The organism is Photobacterium sp. 2_MG-2023, assembly GCF_030547675.1.
GTDB classification, from domain to species: Bacteria; Pseudomonadota; Gammaproteobacteria; order Enterobacterales; family Vibrionaceae; genus Photobacterium; species Photobacterium arenosum.
On sequence record NZ_JAUOQQ010000003.1, the window covers coordinates 26,360 to 42,989 of the forward strand.

Genomic DNA, 16,630 nt, shown 5'->3' on the forward strand with positions numbered 1-16,630 from the left:
TTGTTACTTTTAGTTAACGTCGGCAAATCCGGCTAATTTACTGGAAATGAGGATAATTGTCTTGAAATTTTTATCAGAATGCACCGAACGTGTCACGTCCGGTGCCAGTCGGTTGAGCGTTATTCGCACTGAGTGGCAGCAATAGCGCTCATTTGTCGGTTGTATTCTTTGAGTGGCTTATCAATGTCATCCGGGTGGGTTAACAGGTCGGCAAAAGCGCTGCGAAGCTCATAATTTTTGGGATGTGGCGTGCTTTGACGATCCTCAAAGACTTTCTTCGCGTAATCGCCGAGGCTACCTTGCTGGGCAGATAGTGTTTTAATGTCTTGCTGAGTCAGCTTAAGCCAGGATTCGACAGATTGTGACAGGTCTAAATGGCTTTTATCGTTTGCCAGGTACCAGTCAACGGCTTCACGTTTCAATTCAAAATGGTGGGTTCTTCCTTCCATGAACCAGTCGCCGACTTCCTGTAAATCGGGATCTTTTTGCACAGTCAGCTGGACCAGGTTCTGGTACCACTCAAGAGAAGCATCAATGTACTGATGGTATTTATTGCTTTCGCAAGTTTGTGTGGAAGCGAAAGCAGTAGTAGGTAGCAGGGCGAACGAGAGAACAAGAGCTGGAAACTTCATGGTCTTTCCTTGAACTGTTTGATAGAAGCTATTAACGCCATGTCATCATGGTGTTCAAGCTTTCGGAGTATTTTGGCAAATTGTAGCGGTAGAAGCGTCTGAAAGGAAAGAGATCTTGGTATCATTCGTTCACATCGTTCAACGAATATGAATCAAAGCGCACTTTTGAGTGTGAATCAACTGTAATATGTCTGAGGAGAATACAACAAGAGGCCCGCAGGCCTCTTGTTAGCAAAGGGTTACCCCTTGTTTTTCATCGCTACTGAGATGCAGTAAGCTGCGCCTCCCCAGGTAATACCCAGGCCGAATAGCATCATGATGATAGCACCAGCAGTCATACTTATACCTCTTTATTCTCTAGTGGTTTAGATGCAACATTGATAATCACTGCAATCACAAACATCGCTGCTACCAGGCCCCAACCCAGCATTAGCAAATCAGACGTTTCGTAACCACCGTAGCCGTTATTAAAGGTGTTGGTCAGGTTCGTACCCAGGATGATTGCCAGCATGATTGGGCTGATAAAGCGGATACAAATTTCAAACCATTTACCGATAGAGAACTCAGAAATGCTGTTCACATAGCTGCGAATGTCAGAGACTTTCAGCAGCCAGCCAATAACCAGCAATTCAATCAGGCAGCTTGCCAGCAGGGCAACGTTGTTGATGAAGTAATCAACCAGATCCAGCAGCAGCAGGCCACCATTGGTTGCAAACGCCATCGAGACGATAAAGCCAACTCCACAAACTACGGAAGCTGCTTTTTTACGCGACCATTTCAGCTTATCCATTACCGCCGAGGTCACAGCTTCAATGATTGAAATGTGTGAGCTCAAACCCGCAACAACCAGAGCCAGGAAGAACACCGGGCCAAGAATATACGGAGCCGGTAACAGGTTTATTGCCGCAGGAATGGTGACGAAGGCCAGACCCACACCGGCAGAAACGACTTCAGTAAGCGGTTTAGCCTGTTCCTGAGCCATATAGCCAAGCACAGAGAAAATCAGAATACCCGCTACCATAGAGAAGCCACAGTTGATCAATACCGTCATAAAGGCATTGTTACTGATGTCAGATTTCTCAGGCAGGTAGCTGGAGTAGGCGATCATGATGGCAAAACCGACACTCAGGGTGAAGAAGATTTGCCCATAGGCAGCAGACCACACTTTTGCATCCAGGATTTTGCTGAAATCAGGCTGGAACAGGTAGTTCAGACCGTTCAGTGCACCATCCAGGAAAATAACTCGGGCAATTAGCGCCAACACCATCAGGAACAACAAAGGCATCATGATTTTGCTCGCGCGCTCAATACCACCTTTAACACCGGTGAAAATAGCCGCGAATGTGATACCCCAAGCGATGATCATCGGAATGGCGATGTGCAGTTGCAGTCCACCCAGATTACTTGGCGAGTTATCCCCGAGTTTCAGATATTCACTAAAGAAGAAAGCGTTAGTATCACTTCCCCAGCTTTGAGTGAATGCAAAGCCCAGGTATGAGATGGCCCAACCGATAACAGCGACGTAATAAACGGCGATGACAGAAGCAATGAATACCTGGAACCAGCCCAGCCATTCCAGTTTCACACCTAGCTTGGAAAACGCTCTTGGTGCTGCACCACGCAGCTTATGTCCCAGGCTGAATTCCATAATCATGAATGGAATACCGGCCGTTATCATGGCGAAAAGGTATGGAATAAAAAATGCGCCGCCGCCGTTTTCGTAAGCCATATAGGGGAAACGCCAGATATTCCCTAATCCTATAGCAGAACCCACGGCTGCCAGAATAAATCCGGCTCGGGTTCCCCATTGTTCGCGTTTCATAAGTATCTCCTTGTGTACTGTTTTTCTCTATGAAACAGTATCTATTAAGTTTTTTATTCTAAGTATTTACTTCCTGTATCGTGGAATTTGGTTTGAAACCCCACGCAGTTAAAACGAGATTAACCACTGATACTTACCAGCGCAATAGACAGTAAGTTTTGGACTATTGGTTATAAATAGGCATTACTATTGACTTATTCCTCCGTACTGTGGAAATAACAAGTTGTTAACGAAATGTTTAGACGATCACACCGTAATGCTGTGATTATTGAGTGAATTGTTTTATTTTAATTTTTTAGCGTCGATGACTAATAAATAGTCAAAAATTAGACTTTTGCAACATTTTGAAGACTAATTGTACTAAGTAAGTAGTTTACTATTTTCTTTCAGAACACAAAGCTGACACCAAGATTGGTTTGATACACACTCAACCAGTCACTATCGATATTCACGTCACAGGCTTGTATTCCTGCCGTACCTTGGCAATCAGCAGTGGTGTTTCCGTCAACACGGCTGGCTAACCATCTGGCTTCTAACCGAATTCTGGTGTTGTTATTGATGAAAAAGTCAGAACCAAAAAAGGCGCCGCCCGACAATAAAATATTCTGTTTTGACCAACTGACATCCATGAGTGTCCCACCCAGACTTAAGCCGATAAAGCTGGTAAGCATAGGGGCTACGCGATAATGGCTGCTGCTTTGAAAATGAAAAAACGTTGCACTGCCGTCGTCATCAAAGCCTTTGGTTTGCATTTTCATGTGCTGTGCAGTAAATCCAATCCGGCCATTGAATAATGATTGTTTTCCGTAATTACCTTCAATGGTGACACCGAAAAGACCCACGTTATCCGGGGATATTGTCATCCCGCCCTCAGACTCAATACTATCCGGAAAGGAGTAACCCCAATACGGCGTCACATAGATTGGTTTTTGCGAACTCGCTTGTGTTTCAGGTGTGATTGCCAGAGCAGAGACAATGCACATTATGAATAAATGATTGTTATTTAATGCCATTTTTCCTTCCTTGCGCCAGTATCAAATAATTGTGATAGTCGCCCTAAAACCATGTTTATTGTATGGTCAAGGTGCACGCTCAGCCCTACAATCTGCTAGTGTTAGTACCAGTGAATGGTGCTGGTAGCCCGCACTCACAGTGATAGTAAATATGGAGCGTATATGAATCATTTAACCCCTGAATTTAAAATGGCGTTAACCGTTGCCGTTATCATTATGATAGTCCTTTTCGGATTTGGGTTGACGGCAATAACGCATTAATCGTTATATATCACCCTGTTATTATTTTTCTCCTGTTGTTGAGCATTCGCCTTACAATGAAATGAGGGGAAGGTTTTTGTTTTTTAACAGAGTGAGTTAGGTGTATGAATCACTTGCCTTTTAGTCTCGGGGATCTGGATGGCAGTCTTGTCGACACATTTTCTGCAAAATTGTCGGAATCAAAAAAGCAAAAAATTGCACTGGTGGTTCAAGGGGGCGGGCAGCGCGGCATTTTCACTGCCGGTGTTTTTGATGCCTTTCTGGAAGCCGGATTTGACCCGTTCGAACTCTACATCGGTACATCTGCCGGCGCGCTGAACCTTTCCTCTTTCATCAGCCGCCAACCCAGGTTTGGCCATGACTTCATCGTTAACCTGACTACCCAACAAGAGTTTTTTAATCTCTACCATTATCTGAGTCAGCAAAAGCCGATGAATCTGGACTGGGCCTTTGATCAGATTGGCCTCAATGGCAAAACGCCTTTAGATGTCTCGACGGCCCGTCGCGTATTGACGTATCGTCAGGCACTTGCCTGTGCCACGCGCAAAGATACCTTGCAGGATATCTACCTGCCTATGTACGAAGACAACTGGCGTGATGTACTGCGCGCGTCCTGTGCCATTCCACTGCTTTATAATCTACCCGTTAGTCTGAATGAACTTGAATGGGTCGATGGCGGAGTAAGTGCGGCTGTACCTGTGAAGGAAGCCTGGAAGCGAGGGGCTGAGCTGGTCATAGTGGTTCGTACCGAACCTTTGCAGATGATACAGCAAACACCGGGGGTGCTGGATGACTGGAGAGAGCGCATCGAAGTTGCCCTGCCGGAATATATTGAGCGATTCAGCCTGAATGAATCTCTCGACCGCGTGAAAGCGGTGCGTCATGAACTGACCGACCGTTTCGATAATTGGAAGCGTTTGTGGCTGGATAAAGAAACACAAGGCATGATCGCAGCCGATGAAATGAATAAAGAGCTCGAAGAAGAGAAAAAAGCGGTGAATGGTTACCGTAAATGGCTCAGTGGGTTGAATGTAGAGCGTTTTCTGTCCTTAACCGGTAAACGTTCTGAAGTGTTTGATATGCTCAACCGCTACTATCAAACCTACAAAGATGTTAATGGTTTCCTTATTCATCCTCCTGAGGAACTGAAAGTGATCCAGATTGCGCCGCAAAAAGCCCTGCATAGTAAGGCTTTGTTGAGCAGCCAGCAGGATTTGAATCTGGATTACATGCAAGGTAAGGAAATCGGCCGTGAATTTTTGGTGTATTTTGCTGATATGCTGAACAACAAAACGACAGTCAGGCAATAACCTGATTTTCAGTACTCGATACACAATGACGTACCAGTAGCGTGATGGCCATAACCGGTGACAGTGACCATCCTTTGGCACATGGCACCAGGTAGAGACGGAAAGTCCTCCGTTGGTACATGGAGAAAATGATGCAATCAGGTTTTTATATTGGGGACATGTTCTGTCAGCCCCACGTTTTTCAACTGCCTTTGGATTACCACCACCCTGAAGGCCAAAAGATTCGTGTATTTGCCCGTGAAGTGGTGGCGAGAGGCAAGGAAAGCAGCGATTTACCCTGGTTGGTTTATCTGCAGGGGGGCCCGGGTTTCCCATCACCGAGACCGGAGGCCGAAAGTGGCTGGTTGAAGCGGGCACTGAAAGATTACAGAGTCCTGCTGCTCGATCAGCGGGGCACCGGACAGAGTGAGCCGGTCCATGCGCAGACTCTGGCAGGGTTAACGGCGCAGCAGCAAGCCGATTACCTGAGCCATTTTCGGGCAGATAATATAGTGCATGACGCAGAAGCCATTCGGGAAGCATTGGGGATCAAACAATGGTCACTGCTTGGGCAAAGCTTTGGCGGGTTTTGTGCTCTGCATTATCTTTCTTTTTACCCGGACAGCCTGGTGAGCGCCTGTGTAACTGGCGGAATTCCTCCAATTTCTGGCCATGCTGATGAGGTGTACCGGGCAACCTATCGCCGGGTGTTGGATAAAAATGCGGCTTTCTTTCAGCGTTTTCCTGCCGCTCAGGCATTGTGTAATCGCATTGCGGATCATGTATTGACCCAAGATGTTTTTCTGCCGAACGGGCAACGATTTACTGTTGAGCAGTTTCAGCTGATTGGCATCAATCTCGGCAGAAGTGGCGGGGATCTGGCGCTCTATTATCAGCTGGAGAGTGCATTTGTCGAGGTGAGCGGGCAACCGGAACTCAGCTATAGCTTCCTTAACGCCATGCTGGCGGAGCAGTCTTACCAGACCAATCCGATTTATGCGATTTTGCACGAATCAATTTATTGTCAGCATCAGGCGTCCCGCTGGTCTGCGCACCGGGTGCGCGATGAATACCCGCAATGTCATTATCAGCCCGGCCAAGATTTTTGTTTTACCGGAGAAATGGTTTATCCGTGGATGTTTGAGCAGCTCGACACCCTGAAACCATTGCGAGAAGCGGCAGCTATTCTGGCAGAAAAAGCAGATTGGCCAGCGTTATATGATGCCAGTCAGCTGGCCGCTAACAAGGTCCCGCTGGCTGCAGCGGTTTATGTCGAAGACATGTACGTGGAATTCGATTACAGCCGTGACACTCTGGCCGGTATCCCAAACAGTAAAGCCTGGATGACGAATGAGTTCGAGCATAACGGGCTGCGGGCGGATGGTGAGCGTATCCTTGATACCTTACTTCGCTTTAGTCAGGAGATTCACGATCAGTTTCAGGGCTAGAACAGAGGCTCTGAGGTATGCAGGGCCCTTTATCTCTGACAACAATCATTATTGCTCATGACTTAATTGTTATGTTATAACACTTTTAGTGGGTGGCACCGGAGCATAAGTCAACGGTGATGACTGTTTTAGTGTCATAATTTTAGATATCATCAGCGCCACATGCATACCAACAGCGCATTGAAGTCAGCGGTCTAATGAACTGTGTCGGTAGATAACATAGCAATCAATTGTCGTCAGACTGTGGTTGTATGAGAGGTAATAAAACAAAATGGTAAATGTAAGGGCCAGAGTCCCCTTTAAAGTCGGTACGAAAAGCCATATCCCTGCCGATATTCTCTCTTTTGATGGCCTAGCTTCAGGAAAAGAGCACGTTGCGCTTATTTTCCGTGATGCAGATAAACAACAACTCCCTCCTTTGGTTCGGATGCACTCTGAATGCCTTACCGGGGATGTTTTTCATTCGTCACGTTGTGACTGTGGTGAGCAGTTAGATGAAACCATAGAACGGATGGCTGAAGAAGGTGGCATTATCTTGTATCTGCGTCAGGAGGGCCGTGGTATTGGTTTGTATAACAAAATCGATGCCTACCTGCTGCAGAGCCAGGGTATGAATACCTACGAAGCGAATAATCATTTGGGATTTGGTGATGATCTCCGGGATTTTTCCGAAGCGGCACAAATGCTCAAAGCACTAGGTGTTGAAAGCATCAGGTTGATCACTAATAACCCGAAAAAAATTCAGGACCTGGAAGCTTTAGGCATTTCGATTGAAGAAGTCGTGGGTACAAAAGCACACTTGAAAGAGGGCAATGAAAATTACCTTCGTGCCAAAGCCAGCCGTGGTAAACACCGTTTTCATTTTGACTGAAACCGGATAAAAGCCGATTGTAAAGCGAGCTGAAATGCTCGCTTTTTTTTGCCCGTAAAACCGCAATTTTAAGATTAGTTTTTATAATCCGAATTATAATAAAGTATCGTGCTGATTAGGTTAGGATTTACTTGTTGTTTGCCTTTCCTGCCATTACTATCCCGCTCGAAAGCTCGTCATAAGGCTACTTGATGCAAATGGTCGATTCTGCAGCCATTTCTCAACGTTCACTCTCCGCATTGACTTATGATGACTTGAACTTATCTTTTTCTTTGTATTGTTGTAAGGAGTGAGGTTGTGCAAAGGCAATCTTATTCTGCCAGTGTGGCAAAAATGTTGTTCCTGATTATTATTCTGGCCGCCGTTGGGCAAATGACCCAAACCATGTACGTGCCAGCGATCCCACAAATGGCAGCGGTATTCAGCATTAAGCCCGCTTTCTTGCAGGCTGTGATGGCCGCGTATCTCATTCCGTACGGCCTGTCTCAGTTCGTCTACGGCCCTTTATCGGATCGGATTGGACGTAAGCCTGTGATGTTGGCCGGTATGTGTATTTTCATACTCGGCACAATACTGGCGCTGTTTGCCCCTTCGTTTGAAGTTTTTCTGCTTGCCAGTTTTATTCAGGGCATGGGAACCGGGTGCGGTGGCGCAATGTGCAGAACCATTACCCGGGACTGTTACGAAGGTGCAGAGCTGCACAAAGTAAACAGCCTGGTCAGCATGGGCATTATTTTCTCGCCGCTGATTGCGCCGGTACTGGGCGGATACCTGTCCGAGGCATTTGGCTGGTCGGCAAGTTATGTGTTTTTACTGGCGTTGGGTGCTGCCGTTACCTTGATCATTTTATCCCGCTTCACCGAAACCCTGCCTGCTGAGAAGCGCAGGGTAGAACGTGTGACAGTCAGCTACAAATATGTGCTGAGTAATCGTAAATTTCAGGGGTATGTCATGTGCTTAGTGGCAACCTTTTCAGGGCTGGCTGTATTTGAAGCTGCCGCTGGCGTATTACTGGGTAATGTACTGAAGCTGGATCCGACGACAGTGAGCTGGCTATTTGTTATGCCATTGCCGGGATATCTGCTGGGCTCCTGGATGTCGACTTTGTTGCTCAAGCATATGGGCCAGCAGCGGGTGCTTTATGTCGGGTTGGCAGCACTTGGCTTCGGTGCGATAACCATTTTGTTGCCTGGGATGGCAGGGTTAGTCACTGTTAGTTCACTGATTGGCGGCGCATTTTTGTATTTCATTGGCTCCGGGATTGTTTTTCCTGTTACCACAACAGCAGCGGTGGAGCCTTTTCCTTTCCATGCCGGTACGGCAGGGGCTGTGCTGGGTGGTTTGCAAAACTTAGGCGCGGGTGTTGCGACGCTGGTGGCCTCTATGCTGAGTGCAAAAGACCAGTTCAGTCTGGGCGCAATAATGACGTGCATGGTGCTGATGGCGATTGCCAGTCTGCTCTGGGTCAGACGTTGTCAGCAGGAAGAAACGCCTGTATTGGTATGATTTAAAAAAACGGTGCTGATATCAGCACCGTTTTTTGTTGTATCTGGCTTAATCACCTGATTAGTCGCGTTTCCACAAGATGTGGCAGAATTTATTGTCCGGATTACGGCTTATCAGCATGCGGGCAAAGACGTCATCTAATTCATCGCTGGCTTCATTCACCAGCCCGATCCGCACTTCTGCATATTCTTCGCCATCAACAGCGAAGCCAACATGGCCTGGCCAGTCTTCTCCGGTTTCTACAACCTCTGCAGCACCACGGTCATCAAACTGAGCCGTGAACAGCAAGACATCGGCGGGTTCCAGACTGTCTTGTGCCATTTCCAGAAAAATATCGTAGGCAGCTTCAATAACGTCGTCGTATGAAATCAGGTCTAAGTTATCCATGTTTGGGTCAATATCAGTTTTATTGAATAGAACCGGGAGTATACCAAGGCCACCTGTTGATGGCTATGATACAGACGATTGTGCTGTAGCAGGCGCGAGCAGGCCTTAGTTGGTTGAGATTGCAGCGTTTAAGCCTGCCGCCAACTTTAAGGCTGCCACTTTCATGCTATGATGCTGGCAGACAGTGCGGTGCTCCAGGAAACAGATATTGCCAACTTTTCTTCCCGTCATTGATAACAACCGGCCTTTTCAACCGGTGTTTCAACCCTGTATTAATGAGACTTTGCAACACCTCGGTGTCCTGTTCAAAGACACACTTCACAGCGTATACCTTGCAGGTAGCGTTGCACGTCGTGATGCTGTGCCCGGGCAGTCCGATCTGAACCTGACTCTGGTGTTTGAGCGGCCACTGAACGATCTGGAAAAAAGCAGGCTGCACAGCCTGAGCACTCATATTGCCAGGCGTTACAGGGCAGTGAAACGTCTGGATATCAGGCTCGCCATTACGCGTGATGTCTTGTCACTGGACGGTATTTTTCAGTGGGGTTTCTGGCTCAGACATTGCTGTGTGTGCCTTAAGGGCGATGACTTGTCCGGACGCTTTGGTGCCTTCGAACCCAGCTGGGACGCGGCAAAATCATTAAATGGGCCTTTTGAACCCATCCTCATTGAATACCGGGAGAAAATCCTGAAAACACGGGTGCCTGAGCATTACCTTGACTACTGTGAATATATAGGGAAGAAAATGCTGTGGACGGCATATACGCTTGTGTTTCACCGGGAAAAAGTGCTGGCCCTGTCAGTCAGAGAGGCCACAGATCTGTTTTTGAAAAATTACCCTGATAAAGCTGTCGACGTTGAGCGTGCGTATATTCTGATGAGCCGGACACAAGTGCCTAAAAAGGCCTCCTTGTTTTTGATGCAGGGTTTTGGCCAGTGGCTTGTTGATGAGTGGAATAAAATTGAACGCAAAATCGGCTAAGCATCCCCACGTTCCACCTGGGCAAAATACACATTCTTTATCTCAGCAAGCTGAGGGGTTCGTGCTCACCCGTCAAAGCCGGGACAGGCAAGGGCAGACTCAGATTGTTATCTGGGTGAAAACGGACCAAGGACCTTGCCAGCTGATTATCGACGGTGAAAGTCCCGTGTGTTTTATTCCGGCCAGCGAGCAGGAAAGGGCAGACACTGTACTTACCCAACACGGTTTTTCAGTCAACTGGCGCACGCTGGACATGAAAGACTTTCAGCACCAGACCATGTCGGCCTGCTACAGTGCTACGATCAGCTCCAGCCTTCGGATTGGCGCATTGTTGTTAGCAGAAGGCATTAAAGTGTTTGAAGATGATATCCGGCTTGCTGACCGTTATCTGATGGAGCGTTTCATCCGCGGTGGAATTGCCTTTGCAGGGAATGCTGTTATCAGAGACGGGTATACCGAATTTCGTCAGGTGAAAACCAAATCGGCGGATTATCTGCCTTCACTGTCTGTAGTCTCACTGGATATTGAATGTTCAGAGAAGGGCGTTTTGTATTCTGTCGGTCTGCACAGCGAGGCTGACAGCCGGGTGATTATGGTAGGAGAGCCACTCAACGCAGAGCAAGAGCAACTGACATGGATTGAATGGGTCCGGGATGAAAAAGCCCTGCTGGTGGCCATGCAGGAGTGGTTTATCCGCTACGATCCTGATGTCATTATCGGCTGGAACGTGGTGGATTTTGACTGGCGCTTGTTACTGCGGCGTGCAGAATGGCACAAATTGCCTTTGCGGCTTGGCCGTGGCAGGCAGACGCCGCACTGGCGCCAGTCCAGTCAGAACCCGAATGCCGGTTTCATCACCATTCCGGGCCGGGTGGTGATGGACGGTATTGATACGCTGAAAACGGCCACTTATAACTTTCGTTCCTGGTCGCTGGAATCGGTCGCACAAGAACTGCTCGGCGAAGGCAAAGCTATTCACAATGTGTACGATCGCATGGCTGAAATTAATCAGATGTTCCGCGAAGATAAAGTGTCACTGGCACGCTATAACCTGCAGGACTGTAAACTGGTTACCCGGATCTTCGAAAAAACACACTTGCTGGATTTTGCGCTGGAACGTAGCCGGCTGACGGGCGTCGAGCTGGACAGAGTCGGCGGCTCGGTTGCTGCATTCACCAACCTATATTTACCTCAGTTACATCGCGCCGGTTATGTTGCCCCTAATCTTGAAAGCGAAAACTGGATAGCCAGCCCCGGCGGTTATGTGATGGACTCGAAACCGGGTTTGTATGACTCGGTGCTGGTGCTGGATTTCAAATCGCTGTACCCGTCGATAATCCGCACATTCTGTATCGATCCCATGGGGCTGGTTGAAGGTTTACTTCTGGATGAGGGGAAATCTGAGCAGCAGGCCATTGCTGGCTTTCGGGGCGGCCGCTTTCACCGGCAGAAACATTTTTTGCCCGAAATGATCGAAGCGCTGTGGGCCGCACGCGACCAGGCGAAAAGAGACGGTGAAAAAGCGTTTTCGCAGGCGATAAAAATTATCATGAACTCTTTTTATGGCGTACTGGGTTCCTCAGGCTGCCGTTTTTTTGATCATCGTCTGGCCTCTTCGATCACCATGCGGGGTCATGAAATTATGAAGCTGACCCGTGAGCGCATTGAAGAGCAGGGTTATGAGGTGATATACGGCGACACGGATTCGACGTTTGTGTCGCTGAAAAAGGCCCACAGCGGTGAGGATGCGGATGCCATCGGTGCCCGGCTGGTGGTTGATATCAATGCCTGGTGGGCCAGGCATCTGCAAGAGCATTACAATCTTGCCTCCGCTCTTGAGCTGGAATACGAAACCCATTACCACAAATTTCTGATGCCGACGATTCGGGGACAGGAAACCGGCAGTAAAAAGCGTTATGCCGGTCTTGTGATTCGAAGCGGTGTTGAAGAGATGGTGTTTAAAGGGCTGGAGACGGTCCGCACCGATTGGACTCCCTTAGCACAGGAGTTTCAGCAGACTCTTTACCGTAAAGTGTTTCATGACGAAGACGTGGAAGAGTATGTACGTGCTTACGTGGAAATGACCGGGCAGGGAGCATTTGACGACAAACTGGTGTACCGCAAAAGGTTACGCCGTCACTTGTCTGAGTATCAGAAGAATGTACCGCCCCATGTCCGGGCCGCCCGGCGAGCCGACGAGGTTAATCAGCAGCTGGGCCGACCATTGCAGTATCAGACTGGCGGCTGGATTGAATATGTCATCACCACACATGGCCCGGAACCGGTGGAAGCCAGACAAAGCCAGATTGATTACGACCATTATATAGACAAACAGCTGAAGCCGATTGCAGATGGGATCCTGCCGTTTATCGGACGGCATTTTGACGACATTATTGCACCGCAACTGGGGTTGTTCTAAATCAGATTTTCTTTCACGGCATAAGCGGTGAGCTCAGCCGTGGAGTGCATGTTGAGTTTATGCTTGATATTCTGACGGTGGGTTTCCACTGTTCGGGTGCTGATCCCCAGTTCCATCGCAATTTTTTTACTGCTTTTGCCCAGCGCCACCTGACGCAGTACAGTTTCCTCACGCCGGCTTAATGCCGCCAGCACCATTTCAGCAGGCTCAGCCTGCACAATGGGCGCGGCGAATAAGGTATCGGCGACCAGTCGGCAAAAATACCGTCCGCCCTGATGCACGGCTTCTATGGCTTGCACCATTTCCTGTGCGGAAACTTCTTTGAGAATATAACCGCTTGCACCGGCCTGCATGACCTGAAGAATGTATTCGCGATTGTCATGCATGGTCAGGATCAGCACTTTGATCTCAGGAAAATGGTGACGGAAATGGCGTGTGGCTTCAATACCGTTCATTTCCGGCATACTGATATCCATCAGTACCACATCGGGTTGGCACTGCTCGGCTTTTTTCAGCGCTTCATCGCCATTATTTGCTGTTGCAATCACTTCGATGTTGGCTTCGTTGTCGAGCCGTGCTTTAAATCCTTCCATGACGACCTGATGGTCATCCACTAACAGCACTTGAATTTTTGCCATAAATGTCCAGTCCTTGTTTCAGAGGGAGGTTGACCAAAATTTCCGTTCCTTGCCCCGGTTCACTGCTGATATCCAACTCGCCACCAAGAAATTCCAGCCGTTCACGCATGTTGCGAAGGCCGATTCCTTTGCCATTCATGGCGTGTTGCACATTAAATCCCGTCCCGTTATCGCGAATAATAAACTGCAAGTTTTCCTGTATCACTGAAAGTTCTGCATCGATAGCGTCAGACTGAGCATGCTTGCTGATGTTCACCAGTGATTCCTGAGCCACCCGGTATAGCGTCGTCATCATATCTGTAGAGAGGCTGGCGTTGCCAAGTGTCAGAGAACGATTGACACGTATGCCGGTCGAAGCGGAAAAATCACTGAGCAAGTTATCCAGTGCCGCAGTCAGTCCTATGTCATCCAACGAGCTGGGACGCAGACTGTGCGAGATACGCCTCAGTTCGGCAATGGCCTGCAACAGGGAGGATTCACTCAGACCTCGATGGCGTATGGCCTGTTCGATGTCTGATCTGGCTATTTTGTCCTGAAGCAATTCCAGATGGCACTTGCAGGAAACCAGCAACTGGTTCACCCCGTCGTGGAGTTCTCTGGCGACATGCTTTTTCTCTTCTTCCTGAAACATGACAGTTTTATACGCCAGCTCTTTTAAGCGGCTGTCTGCTAACCTGTGCTCATGAAGGTTGATCGCCAGCGTGGTGATCAGAATGATCAGAGTGGTGATGGCAACCAGAACAATGACAGAAATGAAGGTCGTCCGAATGTTAGCCTGTACTCCCTGTTCGACCTTGGCCATTTGGCGGGCGACATCTTCAATGTACAGGCCGGTACCTATCATCCAGCGCCATTTAGGCAACCATGCCGCATAACTGAGCTTTGTCACGATTAAATCACTGGAGGGTTTATGCCAGAGGTACTGATGGAAACCACCGCCAGACTTGGCTTTTTCTATCAGTGCCTGAATGAGGTAATTGCCATTATTATCCTGCAAATTCAATAAATTTTTTCCGACCAGTTCAGGCAAAACAGGGTGGGCCAGATTGGTGCCATCTTCATGGTAAACAAAAAAATAGCCGTCATTGCCGTATCTCAGGTCGTTCAGAACACGTTTTACTTCCGCCTTGGCTTTTTCATCATTGGCTGCGGCGTTTTGATAGATGTGATTAATGCTATCGAGGGCAAGATCGACAGTGTCTTTCAATGCCTGCTCTTTAGATGCGATCAGGCTGGCACGAAAAGTGGCGATTTCTTTTTGCCCGAGTGAGGTTGCCTGATGGATAGCAATCCAGCTGATCGCAGCGCTGATCAGCAGTAATGGGAGCAGTGTCAGTAAGATCAGCTTCACTTTCAGGGGCATAGTTGCAAACGTAGGGCTTTTGAGCGATTGCATAGTTGTCTTGAATGTTAACAATTTGTTGGGGATATCAAAGAAAAATAGCGGCACTTTATGGAAAAAGTGCCGGCTAGCTCTAGATTTTTGGGGTTTCATCGCAAGGCTACAGTCCGTAGAAGCCAGGGAATATTAAGACAGAGGCCAGGATCAGAACCTGAATGGTAATGAAGGGCATAACACCTTTATAAATATCCCGCGTGGTAATACCGTCAGGCGCAACGCCTTTAAGGTAAAACAGGCTGAAACCAAAGGGCGGAGTCAGGAAGGAGGTTTGCAGATTCATGGCAATCAGAATGGCAAACCAAAGCATATTGATCCCCATAGCATCGGCAATAGGCGCAAGGATCGGCACCACAATAAAGCAGATTTCAACGAAATCGATGAAAAATCCCAGAATCAGAATGATGAGCATGGTCAGGATCAGGAAACTCCATTCTTCACCGGGTAAAGACAGCATCCACTCTTCGACCAGATAATCACCGCCTGTGTAGGTGAATGCCATAGAGAAAGCTGTCGCACCCAGCAGGATACCAAACACCATGGCGGTTACTTTGACGGTTTCAAATGCACTGTCATACAGCATGCGCCATGAGAACTGGCGGTAAATGAGCGACAGCAAAACCGCCCCCATGCCGCCCAAAGCAGCAGACTCGGTAGGGGTGGCGATACCCGCAAAAATTGACCCTAACACCACGATAATCAGCGCCAGAGGCGGCAACACGGCTTTCAGTGCCGTGATAACTTCCTGCTGACGAGACTGGTCGGGATCCCGTTCCATCGGCTGGGTGGCTTCCGGATTCAACCAGCTGTAAATGACGATGTAAACGATATAAGCCAGTACCAGTGCGAGGCCGGGCCAGATAGCGGCCTGAAACAGATCGCCAACCGGAATTCCCAGTACGTCACCCAACAAAATCAATACGATGGATGGCGGGATGATCTGACCCAGGGTACCTGAAGCACAAATTGTGCCTGTCGCCAGGCCTTTGCTGTACTGATATTTCATCATAACAGGCAGGGATATCAGGCCCATTGCGACAACAGAAGCCCCGACCACGCCGGTTGACGCGGCCAGCAGCGATCCTACTAATACTGTTGAGATAGCCAGACCACCGCGAACACTACCGAAAAGTTTCCCCATGGACTCCAGCAGTTGTTCTGCCAGGCGGGTTTTTTGCAGCACCAGGCCCATAAAGACGAAAAGCGGTACGGCCATGAGCACAGTATTTTGCATAATGCTCATGATACGAAACGGCATGAATGCAAAGATTTCCGGCCCTTCTGCCCAGACGCCGAACAGCAGTGCGATGCCGCCGAAGGTAAATGCCACTGGAAATCCGAGTAACAGGGCAAACAGGGCAACGATAAACATGATGATACCAACCACGGAATATTCCTTATTTTTCGTGGAACAGGCTTGGGTTTACCAGCCGGTTAATGTTGTGCAGCAGCATTCCGATCCCTGAAATGGCCATAAACAGGAAAGAAAGAGGGATCAGGCCTTTAATCAGCCAGCGATAAGGTAAACCGCCCGGGTCGCCGCTGGACTCACCAAGAGAGTAGGATTCTTTCATATAATCAACGCCATACCAGTACACCAGGATACAGAATGGCAGCAGGAAAAAGAGTGTCCCCAGCAGGTCGATAATGGCGCGGGTTTTGAGAGTGAAACGTTCGTAGAAAACATCTACCCGCACATGGCCGCCAGCCTTAAGTGCGTAGGGAACGCCCAGCAGGAAAACGGCAGAGAACAGATGCCACTCCATCTCCTGCATGGCAATAGAAACATGGTTAAAGGCATACCGCATAACAACATCATAAAAAACGTTGAACATCAGTATGATAAACAGAGTGCTGGCCATCCAGCCAAGCAAATCAGAAAACCGGTTGATGATTTTTTCGAAGGCTAACAAGCTTCGCATAATAACTCCGTCGCGAGGCAACATTCCAGACTGATAAATAA

At 48.4% G+C, this 16,630-nt stretch carries 15 protein-coding genes; 6 read left to right on the forward strand and 9 right to left on the reverse strand.

Annotated features, from left to right (window positions below; all coding sequences use genetic code 11):
* Positions 1-119: 119 nt before the first annotated feature.
* The 4 genes from Q4491_RS03810 to Q4491_RS03825 form a co-directional block, all read right to left on the reverse strand.
* Complete coding sequence (locus Q4491_RS03810; protein WP_192016582.1) at positions 120-632, reverse strand: hypothetical protein; 513 nt, start codon at positions 630-632, stop codon at positions 120-122.
* 239 nt (positions 633-871) lie between these two features.
* The gene (locus Q4491_RS03815; RefSeq protein ID WP_120510723.1) at positions 872-970 is read right to left on the reverse strand and encodes a MetS family NSS transporter small subunit; all 99 of its coding nucleotides are present in this window, start codon (positions 968-970) and stop codon (positions 872-874) included.
* A 2-nt stretch (positions 971-972) separates the two neighbouring features.
* Complete coding sequence (locus tag Q4491_RS03820) at positions 973-2,454, reverse strand: sodium-dependent transporter (protein ID WP_192016583.1); 1,482 nt, start codon at positions 2,452-2,454, stop codon at positions 973-975.
* 386 nt (positions 2,455-2,840) lie between these two features.
* Positions 2,841-3,467 carry a hypothetical protein gene (locus Q4491_RS03825; RefSeq protein ID WP_192016584.1) on the reverse strand — a complete coding sequence of 209 codons (627 nt, stop codon included), beginning with the start codon at positions 3,465-3,467 and terminating at the stop codon, positions 2,841-2,843.
* Between the two features lie 365 nt (positions 3,468-3,832).
* Between Q4491_RS03825 and Q4491_RS03830 the strand changes: the two genes are divergently transcribed.
* The 4 genes from Q4491_RS03830 to emrD all read left to right on the forward strand — a co-directional run bounded on the left by Q4491_RS03830 (position 3,833) and on the right by emrD (position 8,842).
* Positions 3,833-5,038 (forward strand): patatin family protein, encoded by a 1,206-nt coding sequence (locus tag Q4491_RS03830; RefSeq protein ID WP_303454801.1) that lies wholly within the window; start codon positions 3,833-3,835, stop codon positions 5,036-5,038.
* 131 nt (positions 5,039-5,169) lie between these two features.
* Positions 5,170-6,465 carry an alpha/beta fold hydrolase gene (locus tag Q4491_RS03835; protein ID WP_303455092.1) on the forward strand — a complete coding sequence of 432 codons (1,296 nt, stop codon included), beginning with the start codon at positions 5,170-5,172 and terminating at the stop codon, positions 6,463-6,465.
* 271 nt (positions 6,466-6,736) lie between these two features.
* On the forward strand, positions 6,737-7,336 hold the full coding sequence (ribA, locus tag Q4491_RS03840; RefSeq protein ID WP_192016586.1) for a GTP cyclohydrolase II: 600 nt from the start codon (positions 6,737-6,739) through the stop codon (positions 7,334-7,336).
* Positions 7,337-7,633: 297 nt separating this feature from the next.
* Positions 7,634-8,842, forward strand: coding sequence for a multidrug efflux MFS transporter EmrD (emrD, locus tag Q4491_RS03845; protein ID WP_192016587.1), 1,209 nt, complete (start codon positions 7,634-7,636; stop codon positions 8,840-8,842).
* A gap of 60 nt (positions 8,843-8,902) precedes the next feature.
* Here emrD and Q4491_RS03850 read toward each other — a convergent pair whose 3' ends face one another.
* Complete coding sequence (locus Q4491_RS03850; protein WP_192016588.1) at positions 8,903-9,229, reverse strand: HI1450 family dsDNA-mimic protein; 327 nt, start codon at positions 9,227-9,229, stop codon at positions 8,903-8,905.
* Positions 9,230-9,437: 208 nt separating this feature from the next.
* Here Q4491_RS03850 and Q4491_RS03855 point away from each other — a divergent pair, with 208 nt between their 5' ends.
* Together Q4491_RS03855 and Q4491_RS03860 are read left to right on the forward strand one after the other, a co-directional pair.
* Positions 9,438-10,211 (forward strand): nucleotidyltransferase domain-containing protein, encoded by a 774-nt coding sequence (locus Q4491_RS03855; protein WP_192016589.1) that lies wholly within the window; start codon positions 9,438-9,440, stop codon positions 10,209-10,211.
* Entirely contained in the window at positions 10,192-12,630 is a 2,439-nt protein-coding gene (locus Q4491_RS03860) for a DNA polymerase II (protein WP_303454813.1), read from the forward strand. The genes Q4491_RS03855 and Q4491_RS03860 overlap by 20 nt, the downstream gene beginning before the upstream one ends.
* On the opposite strand, the gene Q4491_RS03865 is transcribed toward Q4491_RS03860, so the two are convergent.
* From Q4491_RS03865 to Q4491_RS03880, 4 genes are all read right to left on the reverse strand, one after another.
* Complete coding sequence (locus Q4491_RS03865) at positions 12,627-13,268, reverse strand: response regulator transcription factor (RefSeq protein WP_303454816.1); 642 nt, start codon at positions 13,266-13,268, stop codon at positions 12,627-12,629. The two genes, Q4491_RS03860 and Q4491_RS03865, sit on opposite strands and share 4 nt — an antisense overlap.
* Positions 13,237-14,631, reverse strand: a complete 1,395-nt coding sequence (locus Q4491_RS03870) for a cache domain-containing protein (RefSeq protein WP_303455094.1) — start codon at positions 14,629-14,631, stop codon at positions 13,237-13,239. Before Q4491_RS03870 ends, Q4491_RS03865 begins: the two co-directional genes overlap by 32 nt.
* 139 nt (positions 14,632-14,770) lie before the next feature.
* Entirely contained in the window at positions 14,771-16,054 is a 1,284-nt protein-coding gene (locus Q4491_RS03875) for a TRAP transporter large permease subunit (RefSeq protein WP_218384723.1), read from the reverse strand.
* 10 nt (positions 16,055-16,064) lie between these two features.
* Positions 16,065-16,589 (reverse strand): TRAP transporter small permease subunit, encoded by a 525-nt coding sequence (locus Q4491_RS03880; protein WP_192016593.1) that lies wholly within the window; start codon positions 16,587-16,589, stop codon positions 16,065-16,067.
* Between the last annotated feature and the right edge of the window lie 41 nt (positions 16,590-16,630).

What these genes read in the sequence shown, in the direction of transcription:
- ribA (WP_192016586.1), top strand. Translation starts at nt 6,737, where the DNA reads ATGGTAAATGTAAGGGCCAGAGTCCCCTTTAAAGTCGGTACGAAAAGC.
- Q4491_RS03825 (WP_192016584.1), bottom strand. Translation starts at nt 3,467, where the DNA reads ATGGCATTAAATAACAATCATTTATTCATAATGTGCATTGTCTCTGCT.
- Q4491_RS03835 (WP_303455092.1), top strand. Translation starts at nt 5,170, where the DNA reads ATGCAATCAGGTTTTTATATTGGGGACATGTTCTGTCAGCCCCACGTT.
- Q4491_RS03865 (WP_303454816.1), bottom strand. Translation starts at nt 13,268, where the DNA reads ATGGCAAAAATTCAAGTGCTGTTAGTGGATGACCATCAGGTCGTCATG.
- Q4491_RS03880 (WP_192016593.1), bottom strand. Translation starts at nt 16,589, where the DNA reads ATGCGAAGCTTGTTAGCCTTCGAAAAAATCATCAACCGGTTTTCTGAT.
- Q4491_RS03820 (WP_192016583.1), bottom strand. Translation starts at nt 2,454, where the DNA reads ATGAAACGCGAACAATGGGGAACCCGAGCCGGATTTATTCTGGCAGCC.
- Q4491_RS03870 (WP_303455094.1), bottom strand. Translation starts at nt 14,631, where the DNA reads ATGCCCCTGAAAGTGAAGCTGATCTTACTGACACTGCTCCCATTACTG.
- Q4491_RS03815 (WP_120510723.1), bottom strand. Translation starts at nt 970, where the DNA reads ATGACTGCTGGTGCTATCATCATGATGCTATTCGGCCTGGGTATTACC.
- Q4491_RS03850 (WP_192016588.1), bottom strand. Translation starts at nt 9,229, where the DNA reads ATGGATAACTTAGACCTGATTTCATACGACGACGTTATTGAAGCTGCC.
- Q4491_RS03810 (WP_192016582.1), bottom strand. Translation starts at nt 632, where the DNA reads ATGAAGTTTCCAGCTCTTGTTCTCTCGTTCGCCCTGCTACCTACTACT.
- Q4491_RS03830 (WP_303454801.1), top strand. Translation starts at nt 3,833, where the DNA reads ATGAATCACTTGCCTTTTAGTCTCGGGGATCTGGATGGCAGTCTTGTC.